Annotated in this window: 19 protein-coding genes; 14 read left to right on the top strand and 5 right to left on the bottom strand. The window is 54.8% G+C overall.

Annotated features, from left to right (window positions below):
• Window positions 1–134 precede the first annotated feature (134 nt).
• Complete coding sequence (locus tag FOY93_RS10340) at window positions 135–560, bottom strand: VOC family protein (protein ID WP_136194779.1); 426 nt, start codon at window positions 558–560, stop codon at window positions 135–137.
• Window positions 561–817: 257 nt separating this feature from the next.
• On the opposite strand from FOY93_RS10340, the gene FOY93_RS10335 reads away from it, so the two are divergent.
• Window positions 818–1,366: a hypothetical protein gene (locus tag FOY93_RS10335; protein WP_232057384.1), complete on the top strand. Its 549-nt coding sequence runs from the start codon at window positions 818–820 to the stop codon at window positions 1,364–1,366.
• A gap of 107 nt (window positions 1,367–1,473) precedes the next feature.
• On the opposite strand, the gene FOY93_RS10330 is transcribed toward FOY93_RS10335, so the two are convergent.
• Window positions 1,474–2,310 carry a MipA/OmpV family protein gene (locus FOY93_RS10330; protein ID WP_143345040.1) on the bottom strand — a complete coding sequence of 279 codons (837 nt, stop codon included), beginning with the start codon at window positions 2,308–2,310 and terminating at the stop codon, window positions 1,474–1,476.
• Between the two features lie 203 nt (window positions 2,311–2,513).
• On the opposite strand from FOY93_RS10330, the gene FOY93_RS10325 reads away from it, so the two are divergent.
• From FOY93_RS10325 to oqxR, 3 genes are all read left to right on the top strand, one after another.
• A complete protein-coding gene (locus FOY93_RS10325) occupies window positions 2,514–3,191 on the top strand; it encodes a response regulator (protein WP_111965744.1) in 678 nt (225 codons plus the stop codon).
• Window positions 3,191–4,579 carry a sensor histidine kinase gene (locus FOY93_RS10320; RefSeq protein WP_143345039.1) on the top strand — a complete coding sequence of 463 codons (1,389 nt, stop codon included), beginning with the start codon at window positions 3,191–3,193 and terminating at the stop codon, window positions 4,577–4,579. Before FOY93_RS10325 ends, FOY93_RS10320 begins: the two co-directional genes overlap by 1 nt.
• Window positions 4,580–4,716: 137 nt before the next feature.
• On the top strand, window positions 4,717–5,196 hold the full coding sequence (gene oqxR, locus FOY93_RS10315) for an efflux pump transcriptional repressor OqxR (protein WP_029739386.1): 480 nt from the start codon (window positions 4,717–4,719) through the stop codon (window positions 5,194–5,196).
• Window positions 5,197–5,263: 67 nt separating this feature from the next.
• On the opposite strand, the gene oqxB is transcribed toward oqxR, so the two are convergent.
• Window positions 5,264–8,419 (bottom strand): multidrug efflux RND transporter permease subunit OqxB, encoded by a 3,156-nt coding sequence (oqxB, locus tag FOY93_RS10310; protein ID WP_136194776.1) that lies wholly within the window; start codon window positions 8,417–8,419, stop codon window positions 5,264–5,266.
• 24 nt (window positions 8,420–8,443) lie between these two features.
• Complete coding sequence (gene oqxA, locus FOY93_RS10305; protein WP_115874927.1) at window positions 8,444–9,619, bottom strand: multidrug efflux RND transporter periplasmic adaptor subunit OqxA; 1,176 nt, start codon at window positions 9,617–9,619, stop codon at window positions 8,444–8,446.
• A gap of 337 nt (window positions 9,620–9,956) precedes the next feature.
• Here oqxA and FOY93_RS10300 point away from each other — a divergent pair, with 337 nt between their 5' ends.
• The 3 genes from FOY93_RS10300 (at window position 9,957) to asd (ending at window position 12,122) form a co-directional block, all read left to right on the top strand.
• Window positions 9,957–10,310 (top strand): helix-turn-helix domain-containing protein, encoded by a 354-nt coding sequence (locus tag FOY93_RS10300; protein WP_115874926.1) that lies wholly within the window; start codon window positions 9,957–9,959, stop codon window positions 10,308–10,310.
• Window positions 10,311–10,380: 70 nt separating this feature from the next.
• On the top strand, window positions 10,381–10,698 hold the full coding sequence (locus FOY93_RS10295; RefSeq protein WP_143345038.1) for a YebG family protein: 318 nt from the start codon (window positions 10,381–10,383) through the stop codon (window positions 10,696–10,698).
• 305 nt (window positions 10,699–11,003) lie between these two features.
• Window positions 11,004–12,122, top strand: a complete 1,119-nt coding sequence (asd, locus tag FOY93_RS10290; protein WP_133294300.1) for an aspartate-semialdehyde dehydrogenase — start codon at window positions 11,004–11,006, stop codon at window positions 12,120–12,122.
• Between the two features lie 54 nt (window positions 12,123–12,176).
• Here the strand turns inward: asd and FOY93_RS10285 are convergent, their stop codons facing one another.
• Window positions 12,177–12,737 carry a TetR/AcrR family transcriptional regulator gene (locus FOY93_RS10285; protein WP_115874924.1) on the bottom strand — a complete coding sequence of 187 codons (561 nt, stop codon included), beginning with the start codon at window positions 12,735–12,737 and terminating at the stop codon, window positions 12,177–12,179.
• A 9-nt stretch (window positions 12,738–12,746) separates the two neighbouring features.
• On the opposite strand from FOY93_RS10285, the gene FOY93_RS10280 reads away from it, so the two are divergent.
• From FOY93_RS10280 to osmV, 7 genes are all read left to right on the top strand, one after another.
• Window positions 12,747–13,301 carry a VOC family protein gene (locus FOY93_RS10280; protein WP_232057383.1) on the top strand — a complete coding sequence of 185 codons (555 nt, stop codon included), beginning with the start codon at window positions 12,747–12,749 and terminating at the stop codon, window positions 13,299–13,301.
• A 142-nt stretch (window positions 13,302–13,443) separates the two neighbouring features.
• Window positions 13,444–14,067 carry a glutathione S-transferase family protein gene (locus FOY93_RS10275; RefSeq protein WP_143345037.1) on the top strand — a complete coding sequence of 208 codons (624 nt, stop codon included), beginning with the start codon at window positions 13,444–13,446 and terminating at the stop codon, window positions 14,065–14,067.
• 159 nt (window positions 14,068–14,226) lie between these two features.
• Window positions 14,227–14,964: a YoaK family protein gene (locus FOY93_RS10270; RefSeq protein WP_133294297.1), complete on the top strand. Its 738-nt coding sequence runs from the start codon at window positions 14,227–14,229 to the stop codon at window positions 14,962–14,964.
• A 276-nt stretch (window positions 14,965–15,240) separates the two neighbouring features.
• The gene (gene osmY, locus FOY93_RS10265; protein ID WP_143345036.1) at window positions 15,241–15,951 is read left to right on the top strand and encodes an osmoprotectant ABC transporter permease OsmY; all 711 of its coding nucleotides are present in this window, start codon (window positions 15,241–15,243) and stop codon (window positions 15,949–15,951) included.
• Between the two features lie 18 nt (window positions 15,952–15,969).
• Window positions 15,970–16,869: an osmoprotectant ABC transporter substrate-binding protein OsmX gene (gene osmX, locus FOY93_RS10260; RefSeq protein ID WP_048030685.1), complete on the top strand. Its 900-nt coding sequence runs from the start codon at window positions 15,970–15,972 to the stop codon at window positions 16,867–16,869.
• An 8-nt stretch (window positions 16,870–16,877) separates the two neighbouring features.
• On the top strand, window positions 16,878–17,525 hold the full coding sequence (gene osmW / locus FOY93_RS10255; RefSeq protein WP_023311514.1) for an osmoprotectant ABC transporter permease OsmW: 648 nt from the start codon (window positions 16,878–16,880) through the stop codon (window positions 17,523–17,525).
• The gene (gene osmV / locus FOY93_RS10250) at window positions 17,525–18,673 is read left to right on the top strand and encodes an osmoprotectant ABC transporter ATP-binding protein OsmV (protein WP_133294295.1); all 1,149 of its coding nucleotides are present in this window, start codon (window positions 17,525–17,527) and stop codon (window positions 18,671–18,673) included. Before osmW ends, osmV begins: the two co-directional genes overlap by 1 nt.
• Window positions 18,674–18,710: the final 37 nt, after the last annotated feature.

Raw genomic sequence — 18,710 nt, 5'->3', positions numbered from 1 at the left:
TCAAAACTGCTTCAGCAACTATGGAACAACAGCGTTACTTTCACAATTTGCTGTAGACACCTTTATTGATATAGCTTTATCGCACGGCTGATTTCGTCACCGCTAAACATCCTAAAATTTCATCCATGGAGTAACTATTGTTCCTTTGAATTTTCATCTGATTCCGGCGAATAGTGCTGAAAAACACATGCCAGCTTATTCCCGTCAGGATCGCGAAGATAGGCAACATAAAAATCGGGGCCGTACGCGGTTCGTGTCCCTGGCGCGCCTTCATTTTTCCCTCCCGCAAGAAGTCCTGCTGCATGGAAACGTCTGACAAGGTCCGCGTTATCTGCACGGAATGCGAACATTGTCCCGTTTCCCGCCGTTGCGGGATGCCCGTCAAAAGGAGGGCAAATACAGAAGCTGAATCCCTCATCCGGATGATTTTCATCTCCCCACATTGCCCAGTTCTCTGTCCAGGCAGGCAAACGTGAATAGCCAAGCACGTTAAAAACAGCGTCATAAAACGCCACGGAGCGCTGAAGGTCATTTGTACCTATGGTGATATATGTCAGCATCTTGTCACCTCCTCTTTGCCGTTTATCTGAGCAGACATTATACCTGGGGCTATGAATTAAGGGGTTATAAAAAAGCGGATTTTGAGCATTGTAAGCGTGTGGGCGAAATGGTTTGCTGAACATGTTCTGTAAGGCGATCTCAGCCCCCGCCCCATTACGTGAGTATCTCAAGTTTCCGTATATATGCTAAAATTTTTGCAACTGCAGATCGAAAATCCCCCTTTAAAATTTCAGTACGTTAGCCAAAGCGAGCGAATATGGATAATATTCCACATAAGCAGATAGTCCTGAAAAGATACTCCGCATGGCTTTGGTGCGGAAGTTTTTATCTGGCGACATTGAATTGCTCTGCAGATGAAATAAATCTGTATTCAATTAACACTGGCTCATACGTTTATCATCTGACAAATAATCACGGACAATACACGGAGAACTTTGAAAACAAGTTTATATCCGTGGAGCGGAAATTCTCGGATACGTCGAAATATAGTGTTGTGCTAGGCACAATGAAAAACAGCTTTAATGACAGATGTCTGGCCGCCGGCGTAAGAAGAGACTGGGCTGGATGGAATAACGGTTGGGTTTTTAAGGGAATCTATGGATATGTAGGCGAATTTTTCTTTGATACTTTCGATGATTGTGGCGACCATGGTTCATACCATGATTTTAAAAAAGTAACAGGGATAGGTTTTTCTCCCTACATATATCATGGATTTCAGTATAATTTTACGTCTTATTTTGGTATGGATGTGGGTATTATCATCCCCTCCGTTTTTGTCATCACGGCCCAATGGAGCTTTAGATAAATCCGTCAACCATGTGTGCAGTGCTGTAACTGTCTGTAAGGGGAACCGCCCCACCGTCTCAACCGGAGGGGCTTAAATTACCGCTAGTGCACGCTCAAAACCACACGCTAAAAACTATACGTCACCTTCAAACTCCCCGTGGGTGACGTTTTGCGTTGCACAATCGGGCTGTCCCCTGCATCCCCCGTCAGCTGCGTCACACCCGCTGAGGCAAGTACGCTCCAGCGCGAGGTGAGCTTGTGGGTCCAGTCAAGGTTCATCGACCAGGCATAAATCCCGGCCCCGGCGTCATGTCGGGCAAAACCCGATGCGGCCGATTGGGCGGCGTTTACCCCGTAGTACGTCTGCATATACTTGTCCGATCCCCAACTGCCGGTCAGCGCCAGCGCCACCTCATTTTTTGGTGAGGTGTAGAACGGGCTGGAAATACCAAAATGTACCGCTTCACCGTTGTCTCTTTCAGAAACCGGTACCTCAGCCTGCAGCTGCAGGTGAAGCCAGTCGGTCACCTTGTACTCAAGCCCGGGCACTACGATAGCCGAGCCTTTAATCTCCCCCATTCCTCGCAGCTCGTCGCTGCCGGAGCCGATCGAATCGCTGCTCACGTCTTTATCTTTACGGCCCGTTCTATAGCTCAGCGCTGCGCTGTAATCCAGGTTGCCGATGTTGTTACCGTAACCGATCCCTCGCGTGGTGCCGATAAAGAAGCCATTTTCCATGGAATAATCCACTACCTGAGCCGCTGAGACGCGGGTTTTATCTGAACCCGAATAGCGTGGTCCTACGTCCACGCCGCCCCCCAGGGTTAAGACGTTACCCTGCCGCTGTTCTCCCGCCAGTACAGGCGTAGCCAGTAACGCCAGAACGACGCCCGGGACGATGGTTTTCAGGCAGCGGCCCGAAAGTAAATGAGGGAACGTATGACGCAGTTCGATGTTTCTCATTAAGGAAGTCCTTATGGATTCAAATGATGACGATGCATGCGGTTAACCGCCAGAACGCCCATTTTGAATACTCACCCTAAGGTTCTTATGAGCCGAAAATGAAGAAACGCTGAAGCGCAAGCAGGTGCTGTAAACCAGGCTGATTTCCTGATACCGTTTTTTTCTTAAGATGTTCTTCATTCACGGTTGATACCGTTACCAATGTGAAAATTCTACTAATCGAAGACGACCTGGATCTCGGCAATGGCGTACGTATCGCTCTCTCAGATCAAGGGTTTGACGTCATATGGGTTCGCCGTAAAGAGGATGCGCTGCATCAGCTTGACGTCTGCGTGCCGGAACTTATTTTGCTCGACCTCGGCCTGCCCGACGGAGATGGCATGAGCCTGATGACGCGTTTGCGTCAGCAGCTCAAGGGGATCCCGGTCATCATCCTGACGGCGCGAGGAACATTGCAGGATCGCCTGCGGGGGTTGGATGCCGGCGCGGACGACTATCTCGTCAAACCTTTTATTCTCGCCGAGCTGCTGGCGCGAGTGAGGGCTCTTGCACGGCGCAGCTACGGTTTTGAGAATGAGGCGATTGAAATTCGCGGGCTCTCTCTTCATATACCGACGCGTCGCGTGACGGTTAGCGCGCGCCATATCGATTTAACGGCCAGTGAATACGCGCTGCTGGAAACGTTGATGCTGCGCGCGGACCGCGTGCTGACCCGGCGGTTTCTGGAAGAAAGGATATTCGGCAACAAAGAGAACCTCAGCAACGCGCTCGACGTGCATATGGGAAATTTACGGCGAAAAATCGGCGACGGCTATGTGCGAACGGTCCGGGGCGTCGGGTACGTTATTGATACCGTCTCAATACAGAAGGTGACCGGTTGATGCAAAACGTCTGGTATCACCTGAGGCGACCGACGCTGGTACGGCGAATTATCATCGCCCAGATGCTGCTGCTTACCCTGCTGTGGTGTCTTTTTTTAACCTTCATTCTGTGGGAGGACCTGCGTAGCCCTCCTATCATCACGGGCAGCAAAACGTACGAAACCGTTTTTACCCTGGCTGAGCGTATGGACGGACGCCCGCAGGACCGTACCGCCGTGCTGGAGGCCTTCAGCAAGGCGCTGCGTGAAGGTTACGGCGGAGGGGAAGATCCCCTGCTGTCGATTAACCTCATCGTTCGCAAAAATAATACCGTTATTTTTTCATCCGACGGAGCACCCGCAGGGGTAACAAATACCCGACAAGGTGAAATGGAGCACGTTCAAAGTGAAGGTCGCATCTGGACCAGCCGAACCCTGAAATCGCCCCACTCCGACGTGGAGGTAACCCTTTTCACCCCTGCCAGCGGCTGGAACTTCTTTATCTACCTGAACTCGCGCGGATACTACATTCTGCCGCTGCTGGTTTGTTTCCCTTTTCTGCTGTTTCCCGCATGGCTCTCCATCCGCATTGCGATGCGTCCGTGGAATAAGGTGGTCAGTGAAATTACGTTACGCACGCCGGACGATCTCTCCCCGTTAAAAGCCGTACCGAAGCACAGAGAGCTTCGCCAGATGGTGGACGCGATCAATGACTTCCTTGCCCGGGTGCGTGAAAGCGCGGAAAGGGAGCGGGTTTTCATCGCGGATGCCGCGCACGAGCTGCGTACGCCCCTCGCGGCGATGCGCATCAACGTGGAGGCGCTGCAGTCCTGGGTCATCAGCGAAAGCCAGCAGGAGCTGCTTGCCGGCGTGATCCGCAGCAACAGCCGCGCCGCGCGTCTCGTCAATCAGCTTCTGCTGATGATGCACAGTGAAGCGAGTATTGATACGGTCATGGAGCCCGTGCCGCTGACGACGCTCGTCCAGGAACGCATGGCCGAGCTGGAACCCTTAGCGTCTGCGCGCAGGATCGAGCTGGAATTCTTTGCCGAGGATGAAGTCTGGATTCCCGGCGCCAGGGAACGCCTGGTGTCGTTGATTGATAATCTCATTGAGAATGCCGTGAAGTACAGCCCCGAGGGCGGGCGGATTCAGGTCGACGTGCGGGCGGGCGATCGCGTCGTCCAGCTGCGCGTCTCCGATGCGGGCCCGGGTATTCCTGTCGAGCTGCAGGAGCGCGTGTTCGACCGCTTTTTCCGCGATCCTAATCAGGTGCAGAGCGGCAGCGGGCTGGGGCTTGCCATCGTTAAAGCGGTGGCGCAGCAACACAACAGCAGCGTAAACCTGACAACCTCTGCAGAAGGTGGCCTCCTGGTGACGGTAGACTTCCCGAACCGCACGTTTAGCTAAAGCAGAACAGGGGGTTTGATCGCAAATGCCGCAGATTGCTTCAAAAAAATTACCGTGTTTGTTATATTGTTGTTTATTGCTTATTCACCTCTGCGGTGCCAAAAAGAACAAGATTCACCGCAACCCAGGACAGAGAAATGTTAGATTACCGCTTCCCGACAGCTTTGCAGATGGTTCTCAGCGTAGCGATGGCGGAGCAATTGGGTGAACGTTCGACGAGTGCGATTCTGGCCTACGGTCTGGAAGCGAACCCGAGCTTCATCCGCAAATTGATGGTTCCGCTGACGCGAGACGGCATTATCGTCTCAACGCTTGGCCGTAACGGCTCCATTCATCTTGGTCGCCCGCCGGAAGAGATCACCCTGCGCGACATCTACCTTTCGGTTATCGAAGATAAAAAGCTGTGGGCCTCCCGCCCTGACGTGCCGGCCCGCTGCGTGGTCAGCGCCAACGCCTGCTGGTACTTCAAATCAATTTCTGAAGAAGCCGAAGAGGCTTCGTTAGCAGTACTGGCCCGCCATACCGTGGCAAGCGCCCTGGAAGCGGTGAAAAACGCCGACAGCAGCGGATGGGATCCACTCCCCGACCTTATTGCCCAGTATCAAAAAACGTCATAACGTTTTACCTGATGCGAAAAAAAACCGCCTTCACTATGAAGGCGGTTTTTTATTATCGGCAACGTCCTTACGCGGGCAAAACGTCCCTTTCCTCTTTTTTCCCACGCGTCACGAACTTACGCAGCGTCACGTAGAACACCGGCGTCAGGAACAGACCAAACAGCGTCACCCCAAGCATGCCGGAGAATACCGTGATCCCCGTGACGCCGCGCACTTCTGCGCCAGCGCCGTGACCGAGGATCAGCGGAATGGTCCCGGCGATAAAGGCGATGGAGGTCATCACAATCGGGCGTAAACGCAGGCGGCACGCCTCCAGCGCGGCCTCCATGATGCCTTTGCCCTGAATTTCAAGCTCGCGGGCAAACTCCACGATAAGAATGGCGTTTTTACAGGCCAGCCCCATCAGCACCACCAGCCCCACCTGCACGAAGACGTTGTTATCGCCCCCGGTCAGCCAGACGCCAAACAGTGCGGAGAGCATGGTCATCGGCACGATGAGGATCACCGCCAGCGGCAGCGTCCAGCTTTCATACAGCGCCGCCAGCACCAGGAACGCCAGCAGCACCGCCACCGGGAAGACGATCAGCGCCGTATTGCCCTGAGTGGCCTGCTGGAAGCTCAGATCCGTCCATTCAATGTTCATCCCGTTTGGCAGGATCTGCTTAGACATCGCGTCCAGCTGCGTCATCGCCTGCGCAGATGAGAGCACGCGCGGGTCGGCATCGCCAATCAAATCCGCCGCCGGATAGCCGTTATAGCGAATCACCGGATCCGGCCCGTAGGTGGTCGTGATTTTCACCATACTGCCAATCGGCACCATTTCGCCCTGGCTGTTGCGGGTGCGCAGATTCGCAATATCTTCCACGCTGTCGCGGAACTGCCCGTCGGCCTGCGCCATCACGCGCCAGGTTCGTCCGAACTGGTTGAAGTCATTGACGTACGACGACCCCAGATAGGTTTGCAGCGTCCCGAAAAGATCGGTCAGCGACACGCCCTGCGCTTTCGCCTTATCGCGGTCAACCTGGACGTCCAGCTGCGGAACGTTAGCCTGGTAGGTTGAGATCGGGAAATGCATTCCCGGGGTCTGCATAATCGCACCGGACATGGTGTTCACCGCGTTTTGCAGCGCGCCATAGCCCAGACCACCGCGATCCTGGATGTACAGGGAATAGCCCGACCCCTGACCCAGCCCTAAAATCGGCGGCGGCAGAATGGAGAAGCCAAAGCCCTGCTGGATTTGCGCGATTTTCGCATTAATTTCCGCATTAATTTCCGCAGCGGAATGTTTACGCTGATCGAACGGCTTCAGGCCGAAGAACACCGTCCCGGTATTCGGCGTATTGGTGAACTGTAGCGCGTTCAGCCCCGGAAACGCGACCGCATAGTCCACGCCTTCGGTATTCATCCCGATTTCGCTCATTTTGCGGATCACCGCGTCGGTACGCGCCAGCGAAGAGCCTTCCGGCATCTTCACACCGCCAATCAAGTAAAGCTTATCCTGCGTAGGAATAAACCCGCCGGGCACCGCTTTAAACATGACGCCTGCGGCACAGAGCAGCAGCAGATAAACCACGAATACCGCGCCGCGTCGTCCCAGCGTTTTACCCACCAGCCCCTGATAGCCGTTTGAGCTGCGGAGGAAAAAGCGGTTAAACGGACGGAAAATCCAGCCAAACAGACGATCGATAAGCCGGGTCGGGAAATCTTTCGGCGCGCCGTGCGGCTTTAACAGCAGTGCCGCCAGCGCCGGAGAGAGCGTCAGCGAGTTAATAGCGGAGATCACCGTCGATATCGCGATCGTCACCGCAAACTGCTTGTAGAACTGACCGGTAACGCCCGACAGAAACGCCATCGGCACAAACACCGCGCACAGCACCAGCGCAATCGCGATAATCGGCCCGGACACTTCACGCATCGCCTGGTGCGCGGCCGCAAGCGGCGCAAGCCCCTCTTCGATATTTCGCTCGACGTTTTCCACCACCACGATGGCGTCGTCCACCACGATACCGATGGCGAGCACCAGCCCGAACAGGCTGAGGGTATTCAGCGAGAAGCCGAGCAGGTAAAGAATGCTGAAGGTACCCACCACCGATACCGGCACCGCGATCAGCGGAATGATCGACGCGCGCCAGGTTTGCAGGAACAGAATGACCACCAGCACGACCAGCACCACGGCTTCCAGCAGGGTCTGCACCACCGCACGGATCGAATCGCGCACGAAGACCGTCGGATCGTAAGGTGCCGCCCACTTCATGTCCGCCGGGAAGCGCGTCGACAGTTCGTCCATTTTCGCGCGCACCGCGTTAGACAGATCGATGGCGTTCGCCCCCGGCGACTGGAAGATACCAATCCCGACCGCATCTTTATTGTTAAGCTGGGAACGCAGAGCATAGCTCCCGGAGCCCATTTCAATCCGCGCCACGTCGCGCAGGCGGACGACAGTACCGTCCTCCGTCGTTTTCAGGACAATATTGCCAAACTCTTCTTCGGTGTGCAGACGCCCCTGGGCGTTAATGGAGATCAGGAAATCGCTTTCTTTCGGCAGCGGCTCGGCGCCAAGCTGACCGGCGGAGACCTGTACGTTTTGCTCCTGCATCGCCGTGACCACGTCCGAAGCGGTCAGCCCGCGCGCCGCCACCTTATTTGGGTCCAGCCACACGCGCATCGCGTATTCGCCTGAGCCGAAAATCTGGATCTGGCCGACGCCGGGCAGACGCGCCAGCTCGTCCTTCACCTTCAGCGTGGCGTAGTTGCGCATATACAGCGAATCGTACTTACCGTTTGGCGAAAACAGATGCACCACCAGCGTCAGCGTGGGCGACTGCTTCTGGGTGGTAATGCCCAGACGCCGCACGTCTTCCGGCAGACGCGCCTCGGCCTGCGCGACGCGGTTTTGTACCTGAACCTGCGCCTGATCGGGGTCAGTCCCCGGACGGAAGGTGACGGTGGTCACCAGCACGCCGTCCGAGCCCGCGACGGATTTCATGTACATCATGTTCTCAACGCCGTTGATCGCCTCTTCCAGCGGCGTCGCCACGGTCTCGGCAATCACTTTCGGGTTAGCGCCCGGGTACTCCGCGCGCACCTGCACGCTTGGCGGCACGACGTCAGGATATTCGCTCACCGGCAGCAGCGGGATGGCGATTAACCCTGTGATAAAAATCAGAATCGACAGGACGGCAGCAAAGATCGGCCTGTCGATGAAAAAGCGGGAAAAGTCCATGGGTTGGATTCTCAGGTCAAGGGATCAGTTGAGGGCGCTGGTGGCGGTCATGGCAACGGTTTTGGCGTTAACCGGCATACCCGGCATAAACACTTTCTGTAAACCCTCGACGATGACTTTGTCGCCAGGATTCAGCCCCTGCCGCACGATGCGTAAACCGTCTGCCAGACGACCCGGCGTAATGTCGCGACGCTGCGCTTTCCCCTCTTTATCGACGATATAAACGTATTTACGATCCTGATCGGTCAGCACCGCCTTGTCGTCAATCAGCGTGGCTTTGAATTCCGCGCTGCCCGGCAGGCGTACGCGGGCAAACAGTCCCGGCGTGAACTGACGTTGTGAGTTATCCAGCAGCGCGCGCATGCGGATTGTCCCGGTGCTCGGCGTGAGCTGGTTATCCAGGAAATCCACTTTGCCCTGATGGGGATAACCCTCCTCGCCCGTCAGGCCAATCTCAACCGGCAGCGCCGTGTGATTGCTGGACGCCCCCTGCCCGCTGCGGGCCAGATTTTGATAGTGAAGATAGGTTGACTCGTCCACGTCAAAGTAGACGTACACCGTCTTCTGCGAGACCAGCGTGGTGAGGACGCTGGCGGTATCGCCCGCAGTCACCAGGTTCCCGCTGGTGATCAGCGCCCGGCTGGCGCGACCGTCGATAGGCGCGGTCACTTTGGTGAAGTCCAGGTTGAGCTGGGCTGCGTCAACCGCCGCCTGCGCGGCGCGGATGTCGGCCTGCGCCTGAACGGCAGCCGAGCGACGCTGCTCCCACTCTTCCCGGGAGACCAGATGGGTATTGATCAGCTTATCGGTACGGTTAGCCTCACTTTGCGCGAGGCTGGCCTGCGTTTTGGCTCTTGCCAGGTTCGCCTGCGCCTGTTCCAGCGCGGCGCGATAGGTACGGTCATCAATAGTGAACAGCACCTCGCCCTTCTTCACTTCCTGGCCGTCGGTGTAATTCACCTTATCAATGTAGCCGGAAACGCGCGGGCGCAGCTGAACGCTCTCCACCGCTTCAATCCGGCCGTTAAAGCTATCCCACTGGCTAATCGATTTCACCACCACGTCAGCGGCACTCACGGCAGGCGCAGGTGGCGCGGCATTTTGCGCGACGCTGTTATCGCATCCGACGAGCAGCACGGAGAGCAATATTGCCCCCAGCGCGCTCAGAGGAGAGTTACCCCAGGTTTTTTGCAGGCTCATTATTTTTATTCCAGTAATTGTCGCCACCGGGCAAGACGCAGCAGGAGGCACCGCGCCACTTCCTTTGTCCGGGGGCTGTCTTCAGGCCATTTGTGTCGTTCATCGCCACAAAACTGTAACAGTTGCGAATACACTATTCGCGGCGATTGTAGGAAGGCGCTTAACTAAGTGCAAGAATAATTGTTGCACTTTATGTGCTATTTGAGCGGATGTGAAAAGACCCGTTTCGGTCAGGGATTTAAATGCAACAATAAAACTTGCAATTACTGAAAAAACGCGCCACCTTTAAATGCAACAGACAAAGATACTTTTTCATCCGCTGCGTGGGGGTAACCAGATGAACACTGGCGCATTTATGCATGATTTACTCGACTGGATCGACAACAACCTGGACAGTCGCCTGGACATTGAGACCGTCGCCAGGCGTTCCGGCTACTCGAAATGGCACCTCCAGCGCCTGTTCAAAGAGCATACGGGCTATCCCCTCGCCGGGTATATTCGTGCGCAAAAGCTGCAAAAATCGGTTGAGCGGTTATCCCACAGCGACGAACCGATTCTGAACGTGGCGATCGCGCTGGGCTTTGACTCCCAACAGTCCTTCAACCGCAGCTTTAAGCGTCAGTATGGTCAGGCGCCTGGGGCATGGCGGCGCAGTATAGGTGGCCCCGAAACGCAGCAGCTTCGCCAGTAATGCATATTTTGCTGCAACATCGAACCGGTGCTGGTATACTGTATATAAACACAGTATAGCGAGGTGCACGATGGCTGTTGAAACAAAATTTGTTGTCGTAAGAAAAGGTGAAGAGAAAATGACATTTGCCAGTAAGAAAGAGGCTGACGCTCACGACAAGCTGCTTGATATGGCCGACGCGTTCACCGACTGGCTGTTGCAAAGCGGAATGCAGATGGATGAAACGCAGGCTGAAAATCTTGGCCTGTATCTCGCCGAGCAGAAAGAGACCGTGCAGCATATTCTGCGTACCAGCAAGCTTCCCGATCTCACTGCTTCAGCGGTAGCGGATAAAACAGAATCCGATGCGGCTGACACGAAAAAAATCAGGGCTGTGAAAGCGGCCTGATTGTCTGAACAATCATCACCAATTTTGAACTATTCACCAGGCCCGGCAGCCAATTCCGGGCTCCCCCTTTGCCAGAGATTCGCTTCTTAATAATTGCTCTTTCATTCTTAATTGACAGTCATTGCACGTCATGCCTGCGATCGTTTTTTAACTGATGGCTTCATCAGGTATAAATATTGCTGATGTCTTATGAAACATTTTAATAATGAAGGGATTAGCTGCAGTTCGTAGTGATCTTCATGTTTGGATGAGATATAACCTGCTGCGGAAATTAACATTCTTGTAACGTTGATAAGGCTAAACAAATGAAGCAGGTTGGTATTGTTGGTTGGCGAGGAATGGTTGGTTCTGTTTTATTACAGAGAATGATCGAAGAGAACGACTTCGACGATATCTCAGCGCATTTTTACAGTACTTCAAGCGCCGGGGCCGCCGGTCCAGTCATTGGCGGCGTCAGCTATACACTCAAAGATGCTAATTCCATCAGTGACCTGGCCGAAATGGATATCATCATTACCTGTCAGGGCGGTGATTACACAAAAGCAATCTATCCTGCTTTGATTAATTGTGGCTGGCAAGGCTACTGGATTGACGCGGCCTCAGCGCTACGGATGGATGAGAAAGCCTGCATTATTCTCGACCCCGTCAATCGCCCCACGATTGATCGTGCCGTTAAAGAGGGAATTAAACTTTTTGTCGGTGGCAACTGTTCCATCACGCTGAGTCTTATGGGGCTGGCAGGGTTGATTAAGGCTGACCTGATCGAATGGATGAGCGTTATGACCTATCAGTCTGCATCAGGTGCGGGGGCGCAATATGTCAGGGAATTAATTGTTCAAAGTGCCTGGATCAGTGAGCATTTGTCCTCTGATGAACTGGCATCATCAGGTTCAGTGCTGCCTTTAGTCAATAAAGTCAGTGCGTTAATTAACAGCGCTGACATGCCGATACAGAATTTCGGCGCGCCTTTAATGGGCAGCATTATACCGTGGATTGACAGCGATTTAGGGGATGGTAATAGCCGTGAAGAGTGGAAAGGTGAAGCCGAAACAAACAAAATTCTTGGTTTGTCTCCTGGTGCGATCCCGGTAAATGGATTGTGTATTCGTGTTGGCGTGATACGCTGCCACAGCGCCGCAATCACCATGAAGCTCAGGCGTGACGTCAGCGAAGAAGAATTTGCAGCGTTAGTGACGCATTCTCATCCCTGGGTTAACTATGTGCCCAATAACAAGGTTGAAAGCGTCAGTAAATTGACCCCGGCTTATATCAGCGGTTCGCTTCAGGTTGGTATTGGCCGTTACAAGAAAATGTCTCTCAACAACGATCCAATATATTCGGTTCTGACGGTTGGCGATCAGCTATTGTGGGGAGCGGCGGAGCCCTTGCGCCGCATGTTGAATATTCTGCTGGGCAAAATCTAAGACATATTTTCTGAATAAAAGCATCTATTGAACAGGTGCTTTTATTGTATTGTCTCAGCAGGTTCGTGCCAACGCCGCCAAAATCATTTCACGCGCGTGACGCAATACCGATTTTATTTCGCCTGCCGGGATATCAGCGAGCCCCAGTCCGCGTAGCAGGAATATGCCTTCTACAGCGAGAAACGCGTGCCTGACATCGGCCATCTCCTCTCCAGCCTCGCGTAGCGGTTCGAGAAGTGTGCGATACAGGTTGCGAACGGGCGCCAGCATACCTGGCGCATGCACGAGAGCCGTAATAAGAAACGCCGCCATCTGTGTTACAGCATCCTCTTCCTCCAGCGCTTCCTCGATGTGCGCAAGAATTAATTCTCGTGGCCCTGCGGCGGTATCTGTAAGACGCTGACTGACTGCCTGCTGGAAACGCGTCACTTCGCGCTCAAGCACGGCGTATATCAGGCCATCCTTTGATGAAAAGGTATACACAAGGCCGCCTTTACTGATGCCAGCACGTTCCGCGACGGCATCCAGCGTAAATACGCGCCCTCCAGACTCAAGGATGATGCTTTCAGCAGCATCTAAAACCTGCTCCCGATCGATTTCTTTTTTGCGCGTCACGATTTCCCCTTGCTTAATTCGACTGATCAGTCGGATAATATTTTCGACTGGCCAGTCACATTAGCACTGCAAGCCTTGCCCGACAAGATTGCAATGCGTTCATTCCCTGATAAACCTATGAAAGGCAAGAAAATGAATGAATTATTACTCTCTGCAGCACTCGCACATTTTGTGATGAAAGTGAACGATGTTGATGCCAGCTATGCATTTTACCAGGGGCTAGGCCTGCGTGCGCTCGACAAATTTCCGGGCATGGCGATTATTGAGTTACGCGGCGGCACCCATTTATTGTTGACCGAAAAGGATGTGCCTGAAACGCAGAGTCTGCATATCAGCCGCGTTGGTCAGCGGCCAGATTTTGCTGCAGAAAAAATTGATCTCATGATCGCGGGCCATTCCAGATCGGAACTTGAAACGTATCGAACTGGCCTCATCGCAAAGGGATATTCAGCTCAGGAAATTGCGCAGGAAACGCTATTTGGACATCATTATTTTTCCCTGCAGGATCCGGATGGAAACGGTATAAGTTTCTATACCAGCCACTGTAGCCAACAGCCTGTTTAAATCAGTTTTAGACTGCGAAGTGCTCTCCGAAAATGCTTCGCACTACTACCTTCAGCTGCCCCCACCAAATTTTGCCCCAGCCTCTGACGCACAACGGGTGTATTGTTTTAGACAATTCATTCCTCTAAAGGACACCTGCGCAATGATCACCATCCTCGGCAAAACCACCTCCATCAACGTTCGTAAAGTGCTCTGGACCTGCGAAGAAGCGGGCATAACCTATCAGCAGGAAGATTACGGCAGCGGTTTCGCCTCGACGGAAACGGATGCCTTCCGCGCCCTGAACCCCAACGCCATGGTGCCGGTGCTGATTGATGGCGATTTCGTGCTGTGGGAGTCCAATTCCATCTGCCGTTATCTGGCGCGCAAGGCCGAACGTCACGATCTGCTGCCCGCAGAACCGCAGGCCTGCGCCAACGTTGAGCGCTGGATGGACTGGCAGGCCACTGAATTTAACAACGCCTGGCGCTATGTCTTCCCGGCCCTGGGGCGTAAAAACCCGGACTTTAACGGCCCTGAGCGCATTGCGGCAGGAATCAAGGAGTGGAACCACTGCATCACCATTCTGGAAAACCAGCTGCAGCGCACCGGGGCTTTTGCGGCGGGCGAGACGTTTACCCTTGCGGACGTGGTGCTTGGGCTGTCGGTGAATCGCTGGAAAATGACGCCGTTTGATAAGCCAGACGTACCCGCCATTGTGGCCTGGTTCGAGCGCCTTAACCAGCGTCCGGCATTTTTGCGTCACGGCAATAACGGCATGGTGTAAAACTTAATGCCTGAATGAATACCGCAACGGGGCTGTTTTATTTAATTACGAAACCCTGAAAGTCATCAGAGGGAATAATAATTAAGCTCTATCCTGGACAGCCCGTTGAATCGCTTTGCTAGCCTGAATAGGCAGGCAAAGCTCAACCCGGAGGTATTCTTGCTGATAAGACTCAAGAAAGAACGAACGCATAAGGAGGATCGCCGGCTTGCTCTCTGGCTGGCGACCTCGGCAGGTTTGCTTAACGCCATCGCCCTTGGGGCATTTGGTTTTTTTCCCTCACACATGACCGGCAACACCTCACAGTTATCCAGCGAAGTTTCCTCTACCGATCTGAGCGATATTATTTTCTTCGGCTCGATCATTCTCTCATTTGTGGCTGGCGCCATTATTGCGCGCACGATCGTCATATGGGGTATTATCCATAACGTCAGGCTGGTTTTTTGCCAGATCCTTTTTGTCGAGGGGATATTACTGACCGGCGTTTCCTTCTACGAAATGTATTTCCATGCGCTCAACAGCAACCGCGAAATTATTCTTTTTCTCTGCTTTCTGATGGGCATTCATAATTCCACCTCCACGCAGCTTTCCGGCGGACGGGTAAGATCGACGCACATTACCGGCACGCTAACGGACGCGGGGATTTCCCTGGCCTCCGTAATGGTGGCGATGCTGCGCAGGGATTACTCCAAAGATACGGCGGCACAAAAAAGTCAGCTAAAAACCCACTTAACCACCCTGTTTTCCTTCATTACGGGCGGTATCGCGGGGCTGCTGCTGTTCCGATGGATTGGCTTCAACGCCATGCTGGCGCTGGGGTTGATGCTTGCGGTTGTCGCCGTGGTATCAATTATCACCGTCTCGTCGCGGGTTCGACGAGTGCGTGCCACTCTATGAAGGTAGTGCCATATTTTCGGTGTAAGAGCTCTTTCGATGTGACGTTGTCACATCGAAAGATTCGCTTTAGGACTATTCTGCCCGCTACACAATCAGCCCTTACGCCATAAGGCTTAACACCAGGTTGTCACTGTTTTCATAGGGTTACTGATTTTACCCCTTCGCTGGAACCCTTCCCAAACGCTTGCTATAGGTGAAATACCCCTGCCGAAACATGGCATAACAACAGGCAACCGGTGGTTGCTATAACGCATGCGCACAGGGAGACACACCGCAATGCACCCATTACTCAAACGTTCGCTGCTGTTTGTCGGCGCCATTATCGTGGTTCTCGCCCTCCTCGTCTGGGGGATCGGGCTGGAAACGATCAAGGCGCGTAAGGTTGACCTGATCTATCTCGGGCAACAGCATATGATTCTGGTTTTCTCATCAATGTTCTTTGCCCTGCTGGTGGGTATTCCGGCGGGTATTCTGCTGAGCCGCCCGGCCGCGCGGGGAATCTCCGAATATGTGATGCAAATCTTCAACGTAGGCAACACGCTGCCGCCGCTGGCCGTGCTGGCCCTGGCGATGGTGGTGATTGGCATTGGCGATACGCCCGCCATCATCGCCCTGTTCCTCGCCTCGCTGCTGCCGATCGTGCGTAATACTTATGCCGGGCTGTGCTCGGTCCCGCCGTCGCTGCTGGAAGCGGCAAACGGCATCGGGATGACCAAATGGCAGCGTCTGCGTCAGGTTGAGCTGCCAGCCGCCTGGCCGGTGATGCTCTCCGGCATTCGCATTGCGACCGCCATTAACGTTGGTACCGCGCCGCTGGCGTTCCTTATTGGCGCCAGCAGCTACGGCGAGCTAATTTTCCCCGGCATTTATTTGAACGATTTCCCGACCCTGATCCTCGGCGCGGCGGCCACCGCCCTGTTCGCCCTGATCCTCGATACCCTGCTGGCGGCGCTGGGTCGCGTGATGAGTCCCCATCTCCCCCGATAACAATAACAAGGAGCTTTTATGAGACTGTTTTCCGGCCTGACGGCGCTGTGTGCCGCGGCGCTGTTCACCAGCCAGGCGATGGCGGCCCCGCTGATTCTGGCAACCAAGAGCTTTACCGAGCAGCATATTCTCTCGGCGATGACCGTGCAGTACCTGCAAAAGAAAGGATTCCAGGTTCAGCCGCAAACCAATATCGCCACGGTGATTTCCCGTAACGCGATGATCAACAAGCAGATTGACATGACCTGGGAGTACACCGGCACGTCATTAATCATCTTTAACCACATCAACAAGCGCATGTCGCCAGAGGAGTCTTACGAGACGGTGAAACGTCTGGACGCGAAGCACGGTCTGGTCTGGCTCAAGCCCGCCGACATGAACAACACCTATGCGTTCGCCATGCAGCGCAAGCGCGCCGAGGCGGAACATATCAACACCATGTCGGAGATGGTGGCTAAGATTGAGCAGATCCGTAAAACCAACCCGGACAAAAACTGGCTGCTGGGTTTAGACCTGGAATTTGCCGGGCGCAGCGACGGCATGAAGCCGCTTCAGGCCGCCTATAAGATGGACCTGGACCGCCCGCAGATCCGTCAGATGGACCCCGGTCTGGTCTATAACGCGGTGCGCGACGGCTTCGTCGACGCCGGACTGATTTACACCACCGACGGGCGCGTGAAGGGCTTCGACCTCAAGGTGCTGGAAGATGATAAAGGCTTCTTCCCGAGCTATGCCGTCACCCCGGTAGTCCGTAAGGACACGCTGGAGGCCAATCCGGGCCTGGAAGAGGCGCTCAACACCCTCTCTGCCCAGCTCAACAACGACGTTATCACCGAACTGAACAAGAAGGTGGATATCGACCATCAGTCACCGCAGCAGGTCGCCCGCGATTTCCTGCGTAGCAAACAGCTGCTGTAGGAGGCACTATGGAGACGATTCACTACATTCTGGACAACTGGGACTACCTGTTAACCCTGACGCTGCAGCATCTGTGGCTGGTGGCGCTGGCCGTAGGTTTAGCCATCATCATCGGCGTACCGCTGGGCATTCTGATTGTCCGCCACAGGTGGCTGGCGACGCCGGTGCTGGGGATTGCCACCATCGTGCTGACCATCCCGTCCATTGCGCTGTTTGGCCTGATGATCCCGCTGTTTTCGCTGATCGGTCAGGGAATTGGCGCCCTGCCTGCGATCACGGCGGTGTTTCTCTACTCGCTGCTGCCGATCGTGCGTAACACCCATACGGCGCTCGACAGCCTGCCGCCTGGCCTGCGTGAAGCCGGACGCGGCATCGGCATGACCTTCTGGCAGCGCCTGCGCTGGGTCGAAATCCCGATGGCGCTGCCGGTGATTTTCGGCGGGATCCGCACCGCCGTGGTGATGAACATCGGCGTGATGGCGATTGCCGCGGTGATCGGCGCGGGCGGTCTGGGCCTGCTGCTGCTCAACGGCATCGGCGGAAGTGATATCCGCATGTTGATTGCGGGCGCGCTGATGATTTGTCTTTTAGCGATTGTGCTCGACTGGCTGCTGCACCGTCTGCAGGTGGTTCTGACTCCAAAGGGGATTCGATAATGATAAAACTGGAAAACCTCACCAAACAATTTTCACAGAAGCACGGTCAGACCTTTAAGGCCGTCGACAACGTCAATCTGAACGTGCCCGAAGGGGAAATGTGCGTCCTGCTCGGCCCGTCCGGCTGCGGGAAGACCACCACCCTGAAGATGATTAACCGCCTCATTACCCCAAGCAGCGGGGCGATCCTGATTAACGGCGAAGACACCAGCGGGATGGACACCGTCACCCTGCGCCGCAACATTGGCTACGTGATCCAGCAGATTGGCCTGTTCCCTAACATGACCATCGAAGAGAACATTACCGTCGTGCCGCGCATGCTGGGCTGGGATAAAGCGCGCTGTAAAACCCGCGCCGAAGAGCTGATGGATATGGTGGCGCTGGATCCGCATAAGTTCCTGAATCGTTATCCGCGTGAAATGTCCGGCGGCCAGCAGCAGCGCATCGGCGTGATCCGCGCCCTGGCGGCGGATCCACCGGTACTGCTGATGGATGAGCCCTTCGGCGCGGTGGACCCGATTAACCGCGAGGTGATCCAGAACCAGTTCCTGGAGATGCAGCGCAAGCTGAAAAAAACCGTCATGCTGGTGAGCCACGATATCGACGAAGCCCTCAAGCTCGGCGACCGTATCGCGGTGTTCCGGCAGGGGAAAATCGTGCAGTGCGCCAGCCCGGACGAACTGCTGGCGAAACCGGCGAACGAGTTTGTCGGCTCGTTTGTCGGTCAGGACCGCACCCTGAAGCGCCTGCTGCTGGTATCGGCGGGCGACGTCACCGACCAGCAGCCGACCATTACGGTGCGGGGCTCTACTCCGCTCCCTGAAGCCTTTGCGACCATGGATGATAACGATATTCGCGCAATTACCGTGGTTGACGAGCACGGCAAGCCGCTGGGCTTTGTGAAGCGTCGCGAAGCGCGTAACGCCAGCGGGACCTGCGCCGACATCCTGCATCCGTTCCGCATGACCGGCAAGGCGGAAGACAACCTGCGCGTGGTGCTTTCACGCCTGTATGAAAGCAACACCAGCTGGATGCCGATAGTGGATGAGGACGGGCGCTACAACGGCGAGATTTCTCAGGACTATATTGCCGAGTATCTGAGTTCAGGTCGTACGCGCCGGGCGCTGAATATTCACACCGACAGCTAACCTTTCTGGCCGGGCATCGCCCGGCTTTTCCGCACGC

Origin of the sequence: Enterobacter sp. 18A13 (assembly GCF_007035975.1) — a bacterium.
GTDB classification, from domain to species: Bacteria; Pseudomonadota; Gammaproteobacteria; order Enterobacterales; family Enterobacteriaceae; genus Enterobacter; species Enterobacter vonholyi.
This window is presented reverse-complemented; position numbering and strand designations above follow the sequence as displayed.

Excerpts from the sequence above, each read along its gene's own strand:
- FOY93_RS10340 (WP_136194779.1), bottom strand. The coding sequence starts at position 560 with ATGCTGACATATATCACCATAGGTACAAATGACCTTCAGCGCTCCGTG.
- FOY93_RS10335 (WP_232057384.1), top strand. The coding sequence starts at position 818 with ATGGATAATATTCCACATAAGCAGATAGTCCTGAAAAGATACTCCGCA.
- FOY93_RS10330 (WP_143345040.1), bottom strand. The coding sequence starts at position 2,310 with ATGAGAAACATCGAACTGCGTCATACGTTCCCTCATTTACTTTCGGGC.
- FOY93_RS10320 (WP_143345039.1), top strand. The coding sequence starts at position 3,191 with ATGCAAAACGTCTGGTATCACCTGAGGCGACCGACGCTGGTACGGCGA.
- oqxR (WP_029739386.1), top strand. The coding sequence starts at position 4,717 with ATGTTAGATTACCGCTTCCCGACAGCTTTGCAGATGGTTCTCAGCGTA.
- oqxB (WP_136194776.1), bottom strand. The coding sequence starts at position 8,419 with ATGGACTTTTCCCGCTTTTTCATCGACAGGCCGATCTTTGCTGCCGTC.
- oqxA (WP_115874927.1), bottom strand. The coding sequence starts at position 9,619 with ATGAGCCTGCAAAAAACCTGGGGTAACTCTCCTCTGAGCGCGCTGGGG.
- FOY93_RS10300 (WP_115874926.1), top strand. The coding sequence starts at position 9,957 with ATGAACACTGGCGCATTTATGCATGATTTACTCGACTGGATCGACAAC.
- FOY93_RS10295 (WP_143345038.1), top strand. The coding sequence starts at position 10,381 with ATGGCTGTTGAAACAAAATTTGTTGTCGTAAGAAAAGGTGAAGAGAAA.
- asd (WP_133294300.1), top strand. The coding sequence starts at position 11,004 with ATGAAGCAGGTTGGTATTGTTGGTTGGCGAGGAATGGTTGGTTCTGTT.
- FOY93_RS10275 (WP_143345037.1), top strand. The coding sequence starts at position 13,444 with ATGATCACCATCCTCGGCAAAACCACCTCCATCAACGTTCGTAAAGTG.
- osmY (WP_143345036.1), top strand. The coding sequence starts at position 15,241 with ATGCACCCATTACTCAAACGTTCGCTGCTGTTTGTCGGCGCCATTATC.
- osmX (WP_048030685.1), top strand. The coding sequence starts at position 15,970 with ATGAGACTGTTTTCCGGCCTGACGGCGCTGTGTGCCGCGGCGCTGTTC.
- osmW (WP_023311514.1), top strand. The coding sequence starts at position 16,878 with ATGGAGACGATTCACTACATTCTGGACAACTGGGACTACCTGTTAACC.
- osmV (WP_133294295.1), top strand. The coding sequence starts at position 17,525 with ATGATAAAACTGGAAAACCTCACCAAACAATTTTCACAGAAGCACGGT.